General features: G+C 71.9%; 19 protein-coding genes. 5 read left to right on the forward strand and 14 right to left on the reverse strand.

What is annotated here, in order from left to right:
* Nucleotides 1-270: 270 nt before the first annotated feature.
* The 3 genes from KBO27_RS03460 to KBO27_RS03470 form a co-directional block, all read right to left on the reverse strand.
* Nucleotides 271-1002 (reverse strand): hypothetical protein, encoded by a 732-nt coding sequence (locus tag KBO27_RS03460; RefSeq protein ID WP_210968468.1) that lies wholly within the window; start codon nt 1000-1002, stop codon nt 271-273.
* A gap of 109 nt (nt 1003-1111) precedes the next feature.
* Nucleotides 1112-2101 carry a hypothetical protein gene (locus KBO27_RS03465; RefSeq protein ID WP_210968469.1) on the reverse strand — a complete coding sequence of 330 codons (990 nt, stop codon included), beginning with the start codon at nt 2099-2101 and terminating at the stop codon, nt 1112-1114.
* 366 nt (nt 2102-2467) lie between these two features.
* A complete protein-coding gene (locus tag KBO27_RS03470) occupies nt 2468-2788 on the reverse strand; it encodes a hypothetical protein (protein ID WP_372448816.1) in 321 nt (106 codons plus the stop codon).
* 125 nt (nt 2789-2913) lie between these two features.
* On the opposite strand from KBO27_RS03470, the gene KBO27_RS03475 reads away from it, so the two are divergent.
* Both KBO27_RS03475 and KBO27_RS03480 read left to right on the forward strand, forming a co-directional pair.
* A complete protein-coding gene (locus tag KBO27_RS03475) occupies nt 2914-3675 on the forward strand; it encodes a 3-hydroxybutyrate dehydrogenase (protein WP_210968470.1) in 762 nt (253 codons plus the stop codon).
* A 48-nt stretch (nt 3676-3723) separates the two neighbouring features.
* Nucleotides 3724-5040, forward strand: coding sequence for an MFS transporter (locus KBO27_RS03480; RefSeq protein WP_210968471.1), 1317 nt, complete (start codon nt 3724-3726; stop codon nt 5038-5040).
* A 49-nt stretch (nt 5041-5089) separates the two neighbouring features.
* Here KBO27_RS03480 and KBO27_RS03485 read toward each other — a convergent pair whose 3' ends face one another.
* Nucleotides 5090-5395 carry a chorismate mutase gene (locus tag KBO27_RS03485; RefSeq protein ID WP_210968472.1) on the reverse strand — a complete coding sequence of 102 codons (306 nt, stop codon included), beginning with the start codon at nt 5393-5395 and terminating at the stop codon, nt 5090-5092.
* A gap of 316 nt (nt 5396-5711) precedes the next feature.
* On the opposite strand from KBO27_RS03485, the gene KBO27_RS03490 reads away from it, so the two are divergent.
* The gene (locus KBO27_RS03490) at nt 5712-8177 is read left to right on the forward strand and encodes a UvrD-helicase domain-containing protein (RefSeq protein ID WP_210968473.1); all 2466 of its coding nucleotides are present in this window, start codon (nt 5712-5714) and stop codon (nt 8175-8177) included.
* Nucleotides 8178-8333: 156 nt separating this feature from the next.
* Here the strand turns inward: KBO27_RS03490 and KBO27_RS03495 are convergent, their stop codons facing one another.
* The 10 genes from KBO27_RS03495 to paaA all read right to left on the reverse strand — a co-directional run bounded on the left by KBO27_RS03495 (nt 8334) and on the right by paaA (nt 16400).
* Nucleotides 8334-8768 (reverse strand): nucleotide triphosphate diphosphatase NUDT15, encoded by a 435-nt coding sequence (locus KBO27_RS03495; protein WP_210968474.1) that lies wholly within the window; start codon nt 8766-8768, stop codon nt 8334-8336.
* A 63-nt stretch (nt 8769-8831) separates the two neighbouring features.
* Complete coding sequence (gene kynU / locus KBO27_RS03500) at nt 8832-10073, reverse strand: kynureninase (protein ID WP_210968475.1); 1242 nt, start codon at nt 10071-10073, stop codon at nt 8832-8834.
* The gene (locus KBO27_RS03505; protein WP_210968476.1) at nt 10073-10888 is read right to left on the reverse strand and encodes an alpha/beta fold hydrolase; all 816 of its coding nucleotides are present in this window, start codon (nt 10886-10888) and stop codon (nt 10073-10075) included. Before KBO27_RS03505 ends, kynU begins: the two co-directional genes overlap by 1 nt.
* On the reverse strand, nt 10878-11726 hold the full coding sequence (locus tag KBO27_RS03510; protein ID WP_210968477.1) for a tryptophan 2,3-dioxygenase: 849 nt from the start codon (nt 11724-11726) through the stop codon (nt 10878-10880). The genes KBO27_RS03505 and KBO27_RS03510 overlap by 11 nt, the downstream gene beginning before the upstream one ends.
* Nucleotides 11727-11803: 77 nt before the next feature.
* Nucleotides 11804-12574, reverse strand: a complete 771-nt coding sequence (locus KBO27_RS03515) for an SDR family oxidoreductase (protein ID WP_210968478.1) — start codon at nt 12572-12574, stop codon at nt 11804-11806.
* A gap of 10 nt (nt 12575-12584) precedes the next feature.
* Entirely contained in the window at nt 12585-13628 is a 1044-nt protein-coding gene (locus KBO27_RS03520) for a 2Fe-2S iron-sulfur cluster-binding protein (RefSeq protein WP_210968479.1), read from the reverse strand.
* A gap of 10 nt (nt 13629-13638) precedes the next feature.
* On the reverse strand, nt 13639-14322 hold the full coding sequence (locus KBO27_RS03525) for a PaaD-like zinc ribbon domain-containing protein (RefSeq protein WP_210968480.1): 684 nt from the start codon (nt 14320-14322) through the stop codon (nt 13639-13641).
* Complete coding sequence (paaC, locus tag KBO27_RS03530; RefSeq protein ID WP_210968481.1) at nt 14319-15104, reverse strand: 1,2-phenylacetyl-CoA epoxidase subunit PaaC; 786 nt, start codon at nt 15102-15104, stop codon at nt 14319-14321. Before paaC ends, KBO27_RS03525 begins: the two co-directional genes overlap by 4 nt.
* Nucleotides 15097-15384, reverse strand: coding sequence for a 1,2-phenylacetyl-CoA epoxidase subunit PaaB (paaB, locus tag KBO27_RS03535; RefSeq protein ID WP_210968482.1), 288 nt, complete (start codon nt 15382-15384; stop codon nt 15097-15099). The genes paaC and paaB overlap by 8 nt, the downstream gene beginning before the upstream one ends.
* A complete protein-coding gene (paaA, locus tag KBO27_RS03540) occupies nt 15381-16400 on the reverse strand; it encodes a 1,2-phenylacetyl-CoA epoxidase subunit PaaA (protein ID WP_246536112.1) in 1020 nt (339 codons plus the stop codon). Before paaA ends, paaB begins: the two co-directional genes overlap by 4 nt.
* A 205-nt stretch (nt 16401-16605) precedes the next feature.
* On the opposite strand from paaA, the gene KBO27_RS03545 reads away from it, so the two are divergent.
* Both KBO27_RS03545 and KBO27_RS03550 read left to right on the forward strand, forming a co-directional pair.
* The gene (locus tag KBO27_RS03545) at nt 16606-16848 is read left to right on the forward strand and encodes an acyl carrier protein (RefSeq protein WP_210968483.1); all 243 of its coding nucleotides are present in this window, start codon (nt 16606-16608) and stop codon (nt 16846-16848) included.
* Nucleotides 16848-18320 carry a class I adenylate-forming enzyme family protein gene (locus tag KBO27_RS03550; protein ID WP_210968484.1) on the forward strand — a complete coding sequence of 491 codons (1473 nt, stop codon included), beginning with the start codon at nt 16848-16850 and terminating at the stop codon, nt 18318-18320. Before KBO27_RS03545 ends, KBO27_RS03550 begins: the two co-directional genes overlap by 1 nt.
* Nucleotides 18321-18350: the final 30 nt, after the last annotated feature.

The raw sequence follows: 18350 nt of genomic DNA on the forward strand, positions 1-18350 counted from the left end.
TACGGCAGCCTAGCCGACGCCGTGAGGGCGTAGGTCCGAAGTCGAAAAGATCGGTAGGACCGGTTTCGAGGCTACGCCGCCCGGGCCGGAAGCCGCGGTGATCCGGGCCCTTCTCACAGGCGTTTTCGCTGGTGATCCGGTTCCGGGCCGCCGGGCGCTCCGGGTTCGTGACCCTCAGCACCTACCGGCTCACGCCACGGTACCGGCGGTGGCGGTCCTGACGGGACCGGGTCGGCGGGGGTGCGGGTCGTTGCCGCATTGTTGTGCTCCTCAGCCCGGCTGGACCTGCCGTGCGCTGCGCAACTCGGCGGAGACGATGCGCGGCAGCGGGCCCGGGGAGACGTGCAGGTGCTGGTCCAGCCGTACCGTGCGCCCGCCCGGGTAGGTCGCCTCCACCCGGGCGCTCACCGAACCGTCCCGCTCCAGCCGCAGCTCGGTGAGCCGCACGGTGTCGACTGCGCTCCACGCCCGGGTGAGCTCCGTCGACTGCCCGAGCTCGGGGGCGAGCAGTTCGCCGATCCGGTCCGGGGAGTCCTGCGCGCGACCGTAGAAGTCCTCGACGAGGCCCAGGGTGGTGCTCGCGCTGCCCGCTGCGGGGTTGGCCAGGTGGGCGTCGCCCGGTTCGGTGGCGGAGGCGTTGCCGGCGCTCTCCGCGGCCGCGGAGTACCCGCCGTTGCCGCCGAAGGGCCAGGTCGCTTCGAGCACCAGGTCGGGACGCAGCGCGGGGAGTCCGCTGATCGCGGCTGCGGAGTGGGTGGGGCGGGGGAGCTGCGCGGGCTTGGCCATGATCAGCGCGGCGGCCCCGGCGGCGGAGATCAGCAGCAGCACGCCGAGCGCGGTGAGCACGACCAGCCCGCCCTGCCGGTTGCCGGTGGGTGCGGCGTCGGAGCCCGCGAGCTCGTCGGCCAGGCCGGCCTGCTCGGGGGTCTGCGGGCCGCGCCGGATCAGCTCGGCGACCGTGACGGTGTCGTCGAAGGTCGTGCGCTCTCTGGCGTGCTCCACGGCGTGAAGAGGTACCCGCCTTCCGCTCGAATGGGAAGGTTTTTCAGATAGATCACCGGAAGGGGTGGCCCCGAAGATCACGAACGGAGCAGTGGATCACGGTCCGTGCTCAGGAGATCCGCTCGTCCGACGAGATCATCGGGGTCTCGGCCATCTCGTAGCGCAGCACGCGGCGCTCCACGCGCTCCGAGCCGTCGGGCAAGGTCAGCCGCACGGTGTGCGCGGTGCTCGTCGGCGTCACGTAGACCTGCAGCACCTCGACCCGCGTCGCGTAGGAGTAGCGGGCCGCGAAGGACTCGTAGCCCTCGGCGCGCAGCGGACCGGTGGTCATCGCGTACGCGCCGGGCAGGTCGCCGCTGGAGATCGCGCCGTAGTACTGCTCGCTGGTGCGCTGCATCCCCTCGGTGTCGGTCAGCTGCAGCAGCTGCGGCGCCTCGGTGGTGGGCGGCCTGCTCGATCCGGGAGGCGTTCCCGTGCCGGGTGCTCCGGTGCCGGGCGTGCCGGACTCCTCGTCGCCGCCGGGCTCGTCACCGGCGGGTTCGCCGGGCGCGGTCGGCTCGGACGTCCCGGTCGGCAGCACCCCTGCCGCCAGCTGGTTCGGTCGGCCCGGCGACGTGGCGGTGCTGCTCGCGACCGACGGCCGCGTCGGGTCACCGGTCAGGAAGTAGGGGTCGCGGGTCAGCGGTGGGTACGCGCCGCCGCGCGGCATGCTCGGCAGCTCCAGGCCCTCGATGCGGGTCGTGTGGTTGGACACCAGCGTCGTGGCGAACACCAGACCGCCCAGCGCGGCTACCGACGAGGCGATCGCGAACCACGCCGCGCGGCGCCAGCTCGGAGGCGGGGTGACCGAGGCGGGCACCATGCCGAGGTCGAACTTGTGCAGCCCGCCCACGGGCGCGGTGTCGGTCAGCGGATCGATCACCACGCGGGGTGCGGACTCCTCGGGTCCGGTCCGCTGCGGTGGGATCTGCGCCCAGGCGGCGCTGGTGTCGGTCCTGCGGTGCCGGCCCGGGGTCGGGTTCTGCTCCGCGGACGGTGTGGGTGCCGGCGGCGGCCAATCGAGTCGGCCGCTCCAGCCGATGGTTCTGCCGCTGTGCATCGGAGGTCTCGACTTTCTGCAACCCGCAAGTGGTTCACGGCGAGCTTCGCGTCGGAGAGATCGGTACTCCGAACGGCGCTCTTGATGCACCGAACGGGTGATATCACCGTGCGACCACTCGAACGAACGTCACCGAAAGGCGGACCGAAGATGCGGAGGCGGCCACGAACTGTGCGACTGCGCGCCAGCGGCGCAGCCGCGAGGCGTTGAGACCACCTTCGCAACCCGCACCGCCGCGGGTTCTGAGACGTCGTCTGGCGAGGACGCCGCGTATTGGCATGCATCAGGAGTGGCGCCCGGAGTCCGGGCGGCGTCTCAGGTTCCGCTACCCGCACCGCAGAGCAAAGCGAGTTCAGGCGTGAATGGTCAGAAGTCTCCCTTGCGGAAGCGGCTCTGCGTGCTCTGCAGCGCCTTGAGCGAGCCGACGCCGCCGCCGAGGCCGAGCAGAGTCGCGAAGACGTCCGCGCCCACGGACTCACCGTTGCTGATCAGCAGTGCCAGCAGCGTCACGCCCAGGCCGACGCCGGCGATCGGGTAGCGCTTCTTGGCGAAGTCGGCAGCCGGCTGCCCACCCGGACGCTTCTTCGCAGCAGAGGTCAGCATCGCCAGATAGCCGGCGTGCCCCGCAGCCGCGATCACCGCGGCGAGCGTCACCAGGAGTGCGACCAGACCGATAACCATGCCCATGGCACCAGTCTGCTCCTTGACGAGGCCTGTCCGATATGGGGGATCCCCCTGATTTGCCGATCGGTTCGAAAAGGTTGTGAATCACCTCTGGTTCGAGATCGTCGTCACGCCTAGGTTCTGTCGCTATGAGCGAGCGAACGGGTCTCGATCTGAACGGCAAGCGGGTCCTGGTCACCGGGGCCGCGAGCGGCATCGGAGCCGCTCTCACCAGGCGATTCGTCGCGGCGGGAGCCGAGGTGATCGCCGCTGACAAGGCCGCCGACGCCGTCACCGCGCTCGCCGACGAGCTGGGCGCGACGGCCCGGGTGGTCGATCTCGACGATCCCGGCAACGCCGACGACCTCGGCGAAGGCGCCGACGTCGTGGTCAACAACGCCGGGTTCCAGCACGTCGCGCCGGTGCAGGGGTTCCCGCCGGAGGTCTTCGCCGCGATCCTGCGCGTGATGGTCGAGTCGCCGTTCCGCATCGTGCGGTCCGCGCTGCCGGGCATGTACCAGCGCGGCTGGGGCCGGGTCATCAACATCTCGTCGGTGCACGGGCTGCGCGCCTCGCCGTTCAAGAGCGCCTACGTCACCGCCAAGCACGCGATCGAGGGCCTGTCCAAGACGATCGCGCTGGAGGGCGCTCCGCACGGCGTCACCTCCAACTGCCTGTGCCCGGGGTTCGTGCGCACGCCGCTGGTGGAGCGCCAGGTCGCCGAGCAGGCCCGACTGCACCGGGTGCCCGAGGCGCAGGTCACCGAGGACGTGCTGCTGGCCCGCACCCCGGTGAAGCGGCTGGTCGAACCCGACGAGGTCGCCGAGTTCGCGGCCTGGCTGTGCGGGCCGGGCACCACGTCGATCACCGGAGCATCGCTGTCCATGGACGGCGGCTGGACGGCGAACTGACCAGGCAAGTCCCGAGGTGAACACCGGCCCGTCAAGGAGGACGCAGCCATGACCACCGAGTCCGCTCCCAGCAGATCGTCGACCACCCGCGTGGTGGTGGCGAGCCTCGTCGGCACCACCGTCGAGTGGTACGACTTCTTCCTCTACGGATCAGCCGCCGCGCTGGTGTTCAACAAGCTGTTCTTCCCGGCCGGCGATCCGCTGATGGGCACCCTGCTCGCGTTCATCACCTACGCGGTCGGCTTCATCGCCCGGCCCCTGGGAGGCCTGGTCTTCGGCCACTACGGCGACCGGATCGGCAGGAAGAAGCTGCTGGTCCTCAGCCTGGTGATGATGGGTGCCGCGACGTTCGCGATCGGCCTGCTGCCCACCTACCAGTCGGTGGGCGTGCTGGCTCCGCTGCTGCTCACCGCGCTGCGGTTGGTCCAGGGCTTCGCGATCGGCGGCGAGTGGGGCGGTGCGGTGCTCATCGTCTCCGAGCACGGCTCCAGCGAGCGCCGCGGCTTCTGGGCGTCGTGGCCGCAGGCCGGGGTGCCGTTGGGCAACGTCTTCGGCACGGCGGTGCTGGCGGTGCTGGCGGCGGTGCAGTCCGACGAGGCGTTCCTGGCCTGGGGCTGGCGGGTCGCGTTCCTGCTCTCCGGCGTGTTGGTGCTGATCGGGCTGTGGGTGCGGCTGGCCGTCGCCGAGTCGCCGGTGTTCTTGGAGGCGCAGCGCAAGGCGGAGGAGAGCGGCGCCGAGCAGAAGCCGCCGATCCTGGAGGTGCTGCGCCGCTACCGCAGCGAGGTGCTCACGGCGATGGGCGCCCGGTTCGCCGAGAACGTCGTCTACTACGTGCTGACCTCGTTCGTGCTCACCTACGTGGCCACGTTCCTGGACCTGCCGCGCGGGGTCGCGCTCAACGCGGCGCTGATCGCCTCGGTGCTGCACTTCATCAGCATCCCGATCTGGGGCGCGCTGTCCGACCGGTTCGGCAGGCGGCCGATCTACCTGCTGGGCACGGTCGGCACGGGCGTGTGGGCGTTCTTCTTCTTCACGATGCTCGACACCAAGTCGTTCTGGGTGATCACCTTCGCGACCACCGTCGGCCTGGTGTTCCACGGCGCGATGTACGGGCCGCAGGCGGCGTTCTTCGCGGAGCTGTTCGGCACCCGGGTCCGCTACTCGGGCGCGTCGATCGGCTACCAGCTGGCGTCGATCGTGGCGGGTTCGCTGGCGCCGATCATCGCGACGGCGCTGCTGGCCGCGTTCGACTCCTCGCTGCCGATCTCGATCTACGTGGCGCTGTGCTGCGTGGTCACCCTGGTCGCGGTGTTCCGTGCACCGGAGACCCGGGAGCGCGACCTCGCCGCCGACCACGCCGTGTGACGCCGACCGCGGGCGCCTCCGACCAGGCCGGAGGCGCCCGCGGCGCACGTCAGGAGTGGCCCAGCCGGCCCCGGCCGAGGCGGAGCAGGATCATGGCGATCTCGCGTCCCTCCGGGCCGAGCTCGCGGTAGCGGGCGAGCACGTCCATCTCGCGGTTGTAGACGATGCGCGGGCCGCCCGCGGCCATGCGGGCCTGCCCCACCTGCTGGGAGACCTCGGCCCGGCGCTTGATCAGGCGCAGGATCTCGGCGTCGAGGTGGTCGATCTCTTCGCGGAAGTTGCTGATGGCCTCTGCAGCCCGTTCAGTCGAGGGCTTCTCGGACTGCGGTTGGTCACCGTCCACAGTGGCGTTCATCGGACGTAATCCTCCGGATCCGGCCCCGTTCCCGTCCCGGAACGCGAAACGCCCCGAGTCCGAGGACCCCGGGGCGTCGTAGTGGTTTTCGAGCTCACGCAGCTACGGGCGCCGGAGTCCCGGGCTCGTAGAAAAACTCGTACTGCTGCGTCTGCACACCACCAGTCTGCCACAACCCCCGACCCCGATCCACTGCCTGGGCACCCCGTCCCACCTGCTGGACGCTTTCACCCGGACAGGTGGTGGAGGTCTTGATCGTGTTGCGCGATCGGGAGATTCGGGTTCTGTCCGGGGGGTTCGGTAACGTGGTTCGACGATGAGCACCCCTCTCGATCTCGAATGGCAGGGCGACGAGCCCGTGCAGTCCTCCGCTTCGCGCGGCCGGTCCGGACCCGACCCGGAGGCGCTGCTCGCTGGGCTCAACCCGCAGCAGCGCGATGCCGTGACGCACACCGGCTCGCCGCTGCTGGTGGTGGCCGGCGCCGGATCGGGCAAGACCCGGGTGCTGACCAACCGCATCGCCCACCTGCTGGCCAGCGGTGCGCACCCCGGCCAGATCATGGCCATCACCTTCACCAACAAGGCCGCGGCCGAGATGAAGGAGCGCGTCGCCGACCTGGTCGGTCGCCGGGCCAACGTGATGTGGGTGTCGACGTTCCACTCGATGTGCGTGCGGGTGCTGCGCCGCGAGGCCAAGACGCTCGGCATGTCGTCGAACTTCTCGATCTACGACTCCGACGACTCCAAGCGGCTGATCACCATGATCGCCCGTGAGCAGGACCTGGACTCCAAGCGCTACCCGGCGCGGACGCTGTCGATCAACATCTCGAACCTGAAGAACGAGTTGATCACGCCGGAGGACGCGGCGCAGCAGGCGGGCAACGACGTGGAGCGCAAGGTCGCCCAGGTCTACGCCGCCTACCAGCGCAGGCTCGTCGAGTCCAACGCGATGGACTTCGACGACCTGATCATGCGCACGGTCGAGCTGCTGCAGCAGCACCCGGCGGTCGCCGAGTACTACCGCCGCCGCTTCCGCCACGTGCTCGTCGACGAGTACCAGGACACCAACCACGCGCAGTACGCCCTGGTCAGGGAGCTGGTCGGCACCGGTTCCACCGAGAGCGGCGTGGAACCGGCGGAGCTGTGCGTGGTCGGTGACGCCGACCAGTCGATCTACGCGTTCCGCGGCGCCACGATCCGCAACATCGAGGAGTTCGAGCGCGACTACCCGCAGGCCCGCAGCATCCTGCTGGAGCAGAACTACCGGTCCACGCAGACGATCCTGTCGGCCGCCAACGCCGTGATCCGGCGCAACCCGAACCGGCGGGACAAGCGGTTGTGGAGCGACGCGGGTGACGGCGAGCCGATCGTCGGCTACGTCGCCGACAACGAGCACGACGAGGCCGCCTTCGTCGCCGGTGAGATCGACAAGCTCGTCGACCAGGGCGAGGCCACGTTCAACGACATCGCCGTCTTCTACCGCACCAACAACCAGTCGCGCGTGTTCGAGGAGGTGTTCATCCGCCTCGGCCTGCCGTACCGGGTCGTCGGCGGTGTCCGCTTCTACGAGCGCCGCGAGGTCCGCGACGCCCTCGCCTACCTGCGGGTGCTGGACAACCCGGACGACACGGTGAGCCTGCGCCGCATCCTCAACGTGCCCAAGCGCGGCATCGGCGACCGCGCGGAGGCCGTGGTCGCGGTGCACGCCGAGCAGGAGCGGATCTCCTTCGGCACCGCCCTGCGACGGGCCGCCGCCGGTGAGGTCCCGCTGCTCAACACCCGCGCCCGCAACGCGATCTCCGGTTTCGTCGAGCTGCTCGACGAGCTGCACAAGGTCGCCGCGGACCACGACGTCGCCGAGACCCTCGACACGGTCCTGGAGCGCACCGGGTACCGGGGCGAGCTGGAGGCCAGCGACGATCCGCAGGACGCGACGCGGCTGGAGAACCTGACCGAGCTGATCACCGTCGCCCGCGAGTTCACCGAGGCCCGCGCGGGAGCGCCGCTGCCGGTCGACGCCGAGGTCTCGCCGTCGGCGGAGGCCGTGGTGTCCGGGGTGACGCCCGCGGCGGAGGACGACGCGGACGACGTCCTCGAAGACCCGCTGGCCGACGACTCGCTGGCGGCGTTCCTGGAGCGGGTCTCGCTGGTCGCCGACGCCGACTCGCTGCCGGAGACCGGCGACGGCCTGGTCACCCTCATGACCCTGCACACCGCCAAGGGCCTGGAGTTCCCGGTGGTGTTCTCCGGCGGCTGGGAGGACGGCGTCTTCCCGCACAACCGGGCGCTGGGCGATCCGACCGAGCTCGCCGAGGAGCGGCGACTGGCCTACGTCGGCATCACCCGAGCTCGCCAGCGGCTCTACCTGTCGCGCGCCATGATGCGCTCGGCGTGGGGGCAGCCGATGACGAACCCGGCATCCCGGTTCCTCACCGAGATCCCCGAGGAGCTGATGCACTGGCGCCGCATCGAGCCCGAGCGCGCCGCCCCGCAGGTCCGCAGCACCTGGGGCAGCCGAGGCGGTTTCGACCGCACCGGCGGCGACTCGGCCCAGGCCGGTCTGGCCGAGCGCGGCATGCGCAGCACCAGCATGAAGGGCTGGAAGGACACGGTCGCCCTCAAGCTCGAAGCGGGCGACAAGGTCACCCACGACAAGTACGGCCTCGGCACGGTGGTCGCCACCGACGGCGAAGGCCCTCGGGCCACGGCCACCATCGACTTCGGCACGGCCGGCACGGTCAAGCTCATGCTCATCGGGAGCGTCCCGCTCACCAAGCTCTGATCAGCCGCGGAAGGTGCTGCGGATCCGGTTCCGCAGCGGGACGGTGAAGGGCCGCGGCCCGAAGCTGCGGGCCGCCGCCTCGGTGGTCAGGCACACCGGTCGGAGTCGCGCGCCAGCGACAGCGCGGTCCCCGGAGCTGATCGACCCGGGTGTCGATCACCGCCCGTTGCCCGGGGTTTCCGGTGGGCGCCAGCCGGTTTCGACCAGGGAGCGGGCCGGGGTGAACAGCGGGGCGGGGAGGGAGTGCCAGGGGTGCCAGGTCCAGGACTCGACCTTGTCGGGTTCGAGGACCCGGGGTTCGCCGTCGGCGGTGATCAGGTGGTGCAGGGTGACGTAGTGCAGGCCCTCGTCGTCGAAGACGTCGCTGGTCCAGGAGATCGTCGTGATCCCGGTGGCGAGCAGCCCGGTCTCCTCGGCGAGCTCCCGGGCGGCGGCGTCCTCCGGCGCTTCGCCCGGGTCGACCTTGCCCCCGGGGAAGGACCACTCGCCGGCGCCGTGGGCGCCCTTCCGCCTCCCCAGCAGCACCGCTCCGTCGCGCACCACGACGGCGCTGGTCCCCACGAACGGTCCGCGAACCTCCGGAACACCCATGGCCGGGATCCTCCCCGCCACGCCGCCCATCAGGCCACCGAATTTCCGCGTTCCGCCGGCGGATCAGGTCACGGTGCCGGCTTCCTGCGGTGCGGGGTCGTAATCGCCCGCGGCGGTGATGCGGCGGAGGCGGGTGGCGGCGGTGAGGACGTCGTGGTGCGAGGTGTAGAGGGCGTTGACGCCGAAGCGGAGGATGTCCGGCGCCCGCATGTCGGCGACGACGCCCTGCGCGGCCAGGGCCTGGATGAGGCCGTAGGCGTGCGGGTGCCGCAGCGAGACCTGGCTCGCGCGGATCTCGGGTTCGGCCGGGGTGACCGCCTCGAAGCCCTCCGGTGCCAGCAGCGCGTCGGCGCAGCGGAGGAAGAAACCGGTCAGCGACAGGCTCTTGGCGCGGACCTGCGCCAGGTCGACGCCGTCGAACGCGGTCAGCGCCGCCTCCAGGGCCAGCAGCGACAGGATCGGCGGCGTGCCGATGCGGGCGCGCGCGATGCCGGGAGCGGGAACGTAGTCGGCCTGGAGGCCGAAGGGCTCGGCGTGGCCGGTCCAGCCGCTCAGCGGCGTGCGCCACGCATCGTGGTGCCGCTCGGCGGCGTACAGGAAGGCCGGGGCGCCGGGTCCGCCGGAGAGGAACTTGTAGCCGCAGCCGACAGCGAAGTCCACCCCGAGGTCGTCGAGGTGCACCGGCATCGCCCCGGCCGCGTGGCACAGGTCCCACAGCGCCATCGCGCCCACCCGGTGCGCGGCCTGGGTCAGCGCGGCCACGTCGTGGAGCTCGCCGCTGCGGAAGTCGACGGGCGAGTAGCTGATCACCGCGACCTGGTCGCCGTGCTCGTCGAGGAACTCCGGCAGGTCGGCGGGCGCGATCCGGCGGACCTGCCGCCCGTGCAGCCGGGCGACCGAGTCGGCCAGGTAGCGGTCGGTGGGGAAGTGATCCGGGTCGGTGACCAGCAGCGGGCGGTCCGGGCGCAGCTCCGCCGCCGCGCTCAGCGCGGTGAACAGCTGCACGCTGGTGGAATCACCGGCGACCGTCTGACCCGGTGCGGCGCCGATCAGCGCGCCGATGGCGTCGCCGACCCGCAGCGGGGCCTGCCACCAGTCGTGGGTGTTCCAGGAGCGGATCAGGTCGGTGCCCCACTGGCGGTGCACCACGTCCTCCAGCGCCGGCGGCACCGCGGCCGGCAGCGGGCCGAGCGAGTTCCCGTCGAGGTAGACCACGCCCTCCGGCAGCAGGAAGCGGTCCCGGACGTGCGCGAGCGGATCCGTGGCGTCGAGGTGGTCGGCGAGGTCGGTGAGTTGTTGTGTCATCACGAGCACTCTCCCGCAGCGTCGTCCCACTCGGCGCACAACCGCCGCAGCACGGCGGCGACGTCCGCGGCGGGCGGGCTGTCCGGCTCGATCGGCGTGTAGTGGCCGGTCCCGGGCAGCACCACGGTCTCCAGGTCCCGGTGCACGGCCGCGTAGTCGGCGAACTGCTCGTGCGGCACCTCCTCGTCGACCTCGCCGTGCAGCAGCACGGTGCGCACCCCCGTCGTTCCGGCCTCCGACAGCAGCGTCACCGGATCCACCAGCGGCAGCCGCTCGGTGAACTCCTCGGCGCCCATGAGCTGCACCGCGGCCCCGTCGCTGAGGTCGTCGCGGCGCGTCGCGGCCAGGTCGGTGATCGGCGCCAGCGCCAGCACCGCCGTCGGCAGCTTCGTGGAGTGCCAGCGCGATCCGGCGGGCAGCAGCCCGCGGGCCGCGCACCACAGCGCCAGGTGCCCGCCGGAGCAGTGCCCGGCCAGCACGTACGGACGCCCGGCGGGCAGCTCGTCGACGATCCGCGCCACGTCGTCGAACGTCTCCGGGTACCCGCCCGCGCCGCCGGAGCGGCGGAAACCGGGCAGCAGCACCGAGAAGCCCTGCTGCGCGAGGTAGTCGGCGAACGGGGTCAGGTGCATCCGGTCGTAGCGCCAGTAGCCGCCGTGCAGCAGCACCACCAGCGGCCCGTCACCGGGCCACTCGTCGTAGCCGTGGTGCGGGTGCTCGCCGTACTTGCTGTGCCGCGGCGCCAGCACCGGCTTGAGGCTCAGGACCCGCTTCTCCTCCTCCGCGGCGCGCGCGGAGATCTCCCTAGATGGCACCGCGGGCCTCCCACAGCTCCGGGAACACCGCGATCGCGGCGCGCTTCTCCAGGTACTTCACGCCCGCGGAGCCCGCGCTGCCGGGCTTGGCGCCCATCGCCCGGCGCACGACCATCACGTGGTCCAGCCGCCAGCGGGTGATCGCCTCGGCCACGTCGGTGAGCTGTTCGCCCAGCCGCAGCAGCGGGTGGTGCTGGGGTCCGGCGTAGATGCGCCGCCACACCTCGACGACACCGGGATCGGATTCGTAGGGCGCGGTGACGTCGCGCCAGCGGACGTGCTCGGGCACCGGGAACCCGCGCCGGTGCAGGAAGTTCAGCACCTCGTCGTACAGCGACGGCTCCTCGTAGGCCTCGCTGAGTCCCTTGTGGACATCCGGGTCGCCGGAGTGCGCGCGCAGCAGCGCCGCGGACTTCTGCCCGACGAGGAACTCCATGTGCCGGTGCATCGCGGACTGGAACCCGGAGGCCTTGCCGAAGGCGGCGCGGAAACCGTTGAACTGGACCGGGGTCAGCGCCGCGATCGGCGCCCACGACTCGTTGAGGGCCTTGAGCCCGCGGCGGCTGCGCAGCAGCGCGTCCATCGCGGTGTCGAGGTCGTCGGCGCGGAAGGCGTCGCGCGCGGCGCGCCACTCGTACACGATCAGCGTGAACCACAGCTCCATCACCTGCGTGGTGACCAGGAAGCCCATTTCGTCGGCGGCCTCGGTCAGCGGTTCCTGAAGGGTGTTGAGCAGGGTCGCGCGGACGTACTCGTCGTAGGGGCTGGCGCCCCCGAACGGCTGGGTCAGGGGGTCGTCGGTGGACAGTTCCGCGAGGGCGGAGGCGCGGTCGGTCATCACAACTCCTGGGGGACCGCCTCCGGTGTCGGAGGCAGCGGTTTGCGGGGAGCTTTCGGGCTCGGAGCGCAGCGCGGTCAGATCCGGACACCGCCACTGGCGTCGATCCACTGGCCGGTGGTCCACCCGGCGTCGCGGCCGGCCGCGCACGACACCACCGCGGCGATGTCCTCGGGCTGCCCGAGCCGGTCGAACACCGACTCCGCCGAGTAGTTCCGGCGGATCTCCGGGTTGCGCAACGTCGGGTTGATCTCGGTCTCGGTGAAGCCGGGAGCGACCGCGTTGACCGTGATGCCGCGCGGCCCGAGCTCCTTGGCCAGGGCGAGGGTGAAGGTGTCCAGGGCCCCCTTGCTCATCGTGTAGGCGATGATCGCGGGATAGGCGAAGCGGGTCGTCACCGACGAGACGTTGACGATGGCGCCGCCGTCCCGGATCCGATCCAGTCCACGTTGGACGATGAAGAACGGGGCCCGGGTGTTGATGGCGAACAGTCGGTCGTAGTCCTGCTCGGTCACGTTCGCGATGGTGCGCGGCAGGGTGATGCCGGCGTTGTTGACCAGCACGTCCAGCCCGGGTTCGGTGTCCTGGGCGGCCAGTTGGCGGTCGAACTCCGCCCACAGCGCGTCGGCGTCGCCCGGGACGCCGAGCTCGGCGTGCACCGCGAACGCGCGACCGCCGTCGGCGATGATCTCCTTCACCGTCCGCTCGGCGGCGTCGTGGTCGTGGCCGTAGTGCACGGCGACCAGGGCGCCTTCGGCGGCGAGGCGCCGGCTGACGGCCCGGCCGATGCCCCGGCTTCCGCCGGTGACCAGGGCGGTGCGGCCCTCGTGCTGCTGGGTGGTGGTCACGGTCGTCTCCTCAGGCGTCGAAGTCGAGCGCGAGCTCGTCGGTGCGAGGGCGGGCGCGGCAGGCGAGCGTGTAGCCGCCTGCCAGGTCGTCGGCGTCCAGGGCGTGCTGCGGTCCGAGCGCGACCTCACCGGAGAGGACCTTGGCCCGGCAGCTGCCGCACACGCCGTCGCGGCAGGAGTAGGGGACCTCGGGGCGGTGGCGCAGCACCGCGTCGAGCACCACCCGGTCCTGCGGGAGCATGGTCATGCTGCTGGTGCGGCCGCCGAGGGTCGCGCTGATCCGGCCGCCCCGGGACTCGGGTTCCGGCGCGGGTCCGGTCGCGGTGGAGGCGAACAGCTCGGTGCGGACGTCCTCCGGCGGAACGCCCTCCAGCGCCTCGCGCGCGGTGTCCAGCAGGCCGGGCGGACCGCACAGCGCGAACTGCGCGCCGGGCCGGACGTCCAGCAGCTCCAGCAGCCGCCGCAGCTTCGGCGGGTCGATCCGGCCGGTGCACAGCTCGCTGCCGCCGCGCTCGCGGGAGAGCACGTGCAGCACGTCGAAGCGCTGCACGAACTCGTCCTTGAGCAGCGCGATCTCGTCGGCCAGCAGCGCGTCGGCGGCGGTGCGCGCGGAGTGCACCAGCGACACCCGGCAGTCCGGGTCACCGCGCAGCGCGGCGGCGGCCATCGGCGCCAGCGGGGTGATCCCGCAGCCACCGGCGATCAGCACGTGGTGCGCGCCCCGCAGCTCCGGGAGCCCGAACTTCCCGGCGGGCGGCGACAGCTCGACCACGTCGCCCGCCGCCAGCTCGCTGCTCGCGTAGGTGCCGAAACCGCCCGGCGTGACCGGTTTGAGGACCAGCCGCAGCGCGGCCGGGTCGTCGGGAGGCGGGCACACCGAATAGCTGCGCCGCAGCTCGCCGTGCCGGACCACGACGTGCTGGCCCGGCCGGTGCGCGAACGTCGCCGCCAGCTCCGGCGGCACGTGCAGCGACAGGGCCACGGCTTCGGCGGTCAGGTGCTCGACGCGGGTGACTTCCAGCGGGTGCCAGCCCGCGGTGGTGCTCGTGCTCATGGGAGTCACCTCACGTCGCCGTGATGCACGGGAAGATCTCCCGGCACTCCGCGCAGCGCAGCATCGACTGGCAGCGCGTCGGACCGAAGGAGCTGTGCGGTCGGGTGTCCTGCGAGCCGCAGTGCGGGCACGGCGTCCCCAGCCCCAACCCGACCGAGGTCGGCCCCCCGAACGCCCCGGTTTCCACTGAAGTCCGGTCCCCGATTTCCACTGAAGTCCGGTCCCCGGTTTCCACTGAAGTCCGGGACCGGGTTTCCACTGAAGTCCGGTCTCGGACTCCCGCTGAAGTCCCGGGTCGGGTTTCCGCTGAAGTCGGGGATCCGATTTCCACTGAAATCCGGGACCGGGTTTCAGTGGAATTCCGGTCGACGGGTGGGGCGATGCCGTGGGCGGCGAGTTTTTCGCGTCCGGTCGGGGTGATCAGGTCGGGTGTCCAGGCGGGGGTGAGCTCGTGCCGCACGCGGCCGTCCGAGTGGCCGCAGTCGCGCAGCACCTCCTCGATGGCCTCGGTGATGGCCGGGATCGCCGGGCAGCCCAGGAAGGTCGGCGTGAACCCGACCTCCACGCACCCGTCGCCCGCGGTGTCCGCGGAGCGGATCACCCCGAGCTCGCCGAGGGTGATCATCGGCAGTTCGGGGTCGGGCAGCGCTTCGACCCGGGCCCGCACCCGGTCGACGTCCTCGCGCGCGGTCACCACGTGCCTCCCGGGAACTGGCGGTGCACCGACTGCATCTCGGCGACCAGCGGGCCGAACGCCTCGGTGTGCAGACCGGCCCGGCCGCCGGTGGCGTGCCAGTCCGGTGCGGGCTCGGTGAGCTCGGCGCGGGCGAGCACGTCGGCGACGCCCTCGTGCCAGGCCACGCGCACCTCGTCCGGGCGCGGGTGCAGCCCGGCGTCGACCAGCCGCTCCACCACCGGGTCCGACTCGAAGAGCTCGGCCGCGTGGGGCCAGATCCGGTCCAGCCCGGACTGCATCCGGCGCGCGCTCTCGGCGGTGCCGAGGCCGAGCCGCAGCGTCCAGTCGGAGGCGTGCCTGCGGTGGGAGCCGACCTCCGCGGCCGCCCGCGCGGCGAACGCGGCCAGCTCGGCGTCACCGCACCCGGCCAACCGCTCGTAGAACGGGACCGCGTAGTGGGAGAACACCAGGTGCCGGGCGATGGTCACCGCGAAGTCGCCGTTGGGCAGCTCCACCAGCAGCGCGTTGCGGAACTCCCGCTCCGTGCGGCCGAACGCCAGGTCGTCCTCGTCGCGACCGCTGCCCTCCAGCGCACCGCTGCGGGACAGCAGGACCCGGGCGTGGCCGATGAGGTCGAGGGCGATGTTGGACAGCGCCAGGTCCTCCTCGATCATCGGCGCGCGGGTGATCCACTGGCACAGCTGCTGCCCGAGCACCAGCGCGTCGTCGCCGAGCCGCAGCGCCAGCTCGGCGAGGTCGGCGTCCCGCGGCCGGGTCGTCGTGGTCACCGGCTCACGCATCGCCGCTCTCCTCGGCCGTCATCGGGTACTGCTCGGGATACCGGTAGGGCTTGTGGCGGGCGTTGCTGAAGAACGCGTCGTGCTCGTCGGGCGAGGAGGCGTGCACCGACGCCGAGGCCACCACCCACAGGGACAGCGGGTCGCCTCGCCGCGTGTAGAGGTCTCGGGCGCGCGTGAGCGCCATGTCCGGGTCGGCCGCGCGCACCGATCCGACGTGCTGGTGCGCCAAACCCCGTCGCGGACGCAGGAAGACCTCCCACGAGGGGGCTCCGCCGGTCATGCCACGGCCTCCGGGGTCTCGCGGGCGGCGTAGGCGGCGGCCGCTTCCCGCACCCACGCGCCGTCGGAGTGCGCGGCGACGCGGTGGGCGATCCGCTGCCGTGCCGAGTGCGTGTCGTCGCCCAGCGCGTCCCGGTACACCTCCCAGGTGATCGGGGTGAAGTCGTAGTGCCCGCGCTCGGCGTTCCAGCGCAGGTTCGGGTCCGGCAGCTCCAGGCCCAGCGAGGCGGCCTGCGGCACCACCTGGTCGACGAACCGCTGCCGCAGCTCGTCGTTGGTGTGCCGCTTGATGCCCCACGCCATCGCCCGCCGGGAGACCACCGCGCCCATCGCCGCGGTGCGCTCGTCGGCGCCCCCGGCGACCGTGTCGGGCGGGCCGAACATCAGCGCCACCGCGGGCAGCCACCAGCGGTTCACCGCGTCCTGGGCCATCTCGCGCTGCTCGGGAGTCCCGGAGCACAAGGCGCGCAGCTGGTCGTAGCCCTGCCGCACGTGGAACGTCTCCTCCTGGCAGACCCGCCGCATCGCCCGCGCGTACGGCCCGTACGAGGTGTGGCACAGCGGCGCCTGGTTGAGCACCGCCGCGCCGTCGGTGAGCCACGCGATCGCCCCGGTGTCGGCCCAGGTCAGCGCCGGGTGGTTGAAGGTCGCGGCGAACCGCTGCCTGCCGTTGTGCAGCGCGTCGAGCAGCTCGTCGCGGTCGGTGCCCAGCGTCTCGGCGGCCGAGTACAGGTACATGCCGTGGCCGGCCTCGTCCTGGACCTTGGCCAGCAGCACGGATTTGCGGTGCAGCGACGGCGCGCGGGTCAGCCACGCGCCCTCCGGCTGCATCCCGATGATCTCGGAGTGGGCGTGCTGGGCGATCTGCCGCAGCACCATCCGGCGGTAGCCGTCCGGCACCCAGTCGCGCGGCTCCACCGCGGAGCCGTCGCGCAGCAGCGCCTCGAAGCGCTCGTTGAGCTCGTCCTCGGACCGCGGCGCGCTCATGGCTTCCCGCCCGCACCGGTCTGCTCGCATCGCCTGCGCACCCCGCATCACTCCCTCAAGCGATCACCCGACGGCCGGTGCCGCGGGATTCCACCGGAGAAGAAGAGTGCCGAGGAGGCGCCGACTATCCCGCCCGCCCGCGTGAACAACGTCACCGGGATCGCGGGGAGTGAGAGCGCCCGCGCGCGCCTCTTGTGGGACGACACACCGTTGTCGAACAGCGAAAGAGGTTGCCATGAGCACCATCCGGACGTTGCTGGTCGAACTCACCGGCACCGCCGAGTTCGCCGATTCCGTCGGCGACGACGTTGACCTCGCCGCCAGCGGCATCGACTCCGGCGACCTCGTGCGCCTCGTGCTGCTCGTCGAACAGCGCACGGGCGTCGAGATCACCGCCGAGGACGTGGAGCAGCTGCGCACCATCGCCGACTACGAGCGCTTCGTCGCCGAGCGCGCGGCCACCACCGGCGGTGCTTGATGTGGCTGACGCAGCTGGCGGAGCGCAACCGCCAGTGCTTCCCGGACCGCACCGCGCTCGTCGACGAGCACCGCAGCACCACCTGGGCGCAGTTCCACGACCGCACCGCCGAGCTGGCCCGCGGGCTGGTCGAGCTGGGCGTGCAGCGCGGGGATCGGGTGGTGGTGCTGTCCCAGGACCGCATCGAGGTGCTGGAGAGCTACTTCGCGATCGCGCGCATCGGCGCGCTGTTCGTGCCGCTCAACCACAGCGTCGCCGCCCCGGAAGCAGCCGAGATGATCGAGCGCGTCGGCGCGGTCGCGATGCTCGGCGAGTCCGAGCTGCTGGACCGGCACACCGAGCTGCCGTCGGTGCGCGTCCGGATCGCCTTCGACAAGCCGGAGTTCGCCGAGCTCGGCAGCACCGCTGAGCCGGTCGAGCTGCCCGAGGTGCTCGACACCGACCCGGTGGCCGTGCTGCACACCTCGGCCACCACGGGCCGCGCGAAGGGCGTGACCGTCGACGGCGGCTCGTTCCGCGCCATCGCCCTCGGGTGGCTGGTGCAGGCGCGGCCGACCGACGACATCGTGCTGGTCAACTGCTGCCCGCTCTACCACGGCAGCATGGTCGTCTCGCTGACCTACATGGCGGCGGGCGCGACGCTGGTGCTGATGCCCGGGTTCACGCCGCAGCGCGCCCTGGCCGCGGTCGAGGAGCACCGCGCCACGCACATGTGGCTGGTCCCGCAGATGCTGCGGTTCATGTTCCAGGCGAAGGCGGCCGAGACCGCGGACCTCTCCTCGCTGCGGGAGATCCTCTACGGCGCGGCGCCCATGCCGATCGACGTCTACACCGACGCGGTGCGCCGGCTCGGGTGCGGGTTCCGCCAGGTGTACGGCATGACCGAGGTCGGCGGCCCGTTCGTGACCCTCGGCCCCGACGAGCACCCCGAACCCGGCGACGCCACCGTCCGCATCCCCTGCGGCCGGGTCATCCCGGGCATGTCCGCGCGTGCCGTGGACAAGCGGGGCGCGGAGCTCCCGCCGGGCGAGATCGGCGAGATCGTGGTGCGCGGTCCCGGTGTCATGCAGGGCTACTGGAACGACCCGGAGGCCACCCGCGAGGTCACCCTGGACGGCTGGATCGTCACCGGCGACCTCGGATTCCTCGACGAGCACGGCCGGATCCACCTGGTCGACCGCAGCAAGGACGTGATCATCCGGGCGGGCCAGAACGTCTACCCGTCGGAGGTCGAGCGGGTGCTGATGGACCACCCGGCGGTCCGGGACGCCGCGGTCGTGGGCGTGCCGGACGACGACTACGGCGAGGTCCCGCTGGCCCACGTCGTCGCCGAGGACGTCACCGCGGCGGAACTCCTGGGCCATCTCAAGGAGAACCTCGCGCCCTACAAGCGCCCCCGCCGCATCGAGTTCACCGATGCCATCCCGCGCAACCCGGCAGGCAAGATCTTGAAGAAGCAGCTCCGCGGCTGAGCGGACGAGAACCAGCGCCCGGTGGGAGTT

It is taken from the genome of Saccharopolyspora endophytica (genome assembly GCF_018070075.1).
GTDB classification, from domain to species: domain Bacteria; phylum Actinomycetota; class Actinomycetes; order Mycobacteriales; family Pseudonocardiaceae; genus Saccharopolyspora; species Saccharopolyspora endophytica.

Bases quoted from the DNA above. Each gene is read 5' to 3' on its own strand.
- KBO27_RS03465 (WP_210968469.1), bottom strand. From the start codon at position 2,101: ATGCACAGCGGCAGAACCATCGGCTGGAGCGGCCGACTCGATTGGCCG.
- KBO27_RS03470 (WP_372448816.1), bottom strand. From the start codon at position 2,788: ATGGGCATGGTTATCGGTCTGGTCGCACTCCTGGTGACGCTCGCCGCG.
- KBO27_RS03475 (WP_210968470.1), top strand. From the start codon at position 2,914: ATGAGCGAGCGAACGGGTCTCGATCTGAACGGCAAGCGGGTCCTGGTC.
- KBO27_RS03480 (WP_210968471.1), top strand. From the start codon at position 3,724: ATGACCACCGAGTCCGCTCCCAGCAGATCGTCGACCACCCGCGTGGTG.
- KBO27_RS03485 (WP_210968472.1), bottom strand. From the start codon at position 5,395: ATGAACGCCACTGTGGACGGTGACCAACCGCAGTCCGAGAAGCCCTCG.
- KBO27_RS03490 (WP_210968473.1), top strand. From the start codon at position 5,712: ATGAGCACCCCTCTCGATCTCGAATGGCAGGGCGACGAGCCCGTGCAG.
- KBO27_RS03495 (WP_210968474.1), bottom strand. From the start codon at position 8,768: ATGGGTGTTCCGGAGGTTCGCGGACCGTTCGTGGGGACCAGCGCCGTC.
- kynU (WP_210968475.1), bottom strand. From the start codon at position 10,073: ATGACACAACAACTCACCGACCTCGCCGACCACCTCGACGCCACGGAT.
- KBO27_RS03510 (WP_210968477.1), bottom strand. From the start codon at position 11,726: ATGACCGACCGCGCCTCCGCCCTCGCGGAACTGTCCACCGACGACCCC.
- KBO27_RS03520 (WP_210968479.1), bottom strand. From the start codon at position 13,628: ATGAGCACGAGCACCACCGCGGGCTGGCACCCGCTGGAAGTCACCCGC.
- paaC (WP_210968481.1), bottom strand. From the start codon at position 15,104: ATGCGTGAGCCGGTGACCACGACGACCCGGCCGCGGGACGCCGACCTC.
- paaB (WP_210968482.1), bottom strand. From the start codon at position 15,384: ATGACCGGCGGAGCCCCCTCGTGGGAGGTCTTCCTGCGTCCGCGACGG.
- paaA (WP_246536112.1), bottom strand. From the start codon at position 16,400: ATGCGAGCAGACCGGTGCGGGCGGGAAGCCATGAGCGCGCCGCGGTCC.
- KBO27_RS03545 (WP_210968483.1), top strand. From the start codon at position 16,606: ATGAGCACCATCCGGACGTTGCTGGTCGAACTCACCGGCACCGCCGAG.
- KBO27_RS03550 (WP_210968484.1), top strand. From the start codon at position 16,848: ATGTGGCTGACGCAGCTGGCGGAGCGCAACCGCCAGTGCTTCCCGGAC.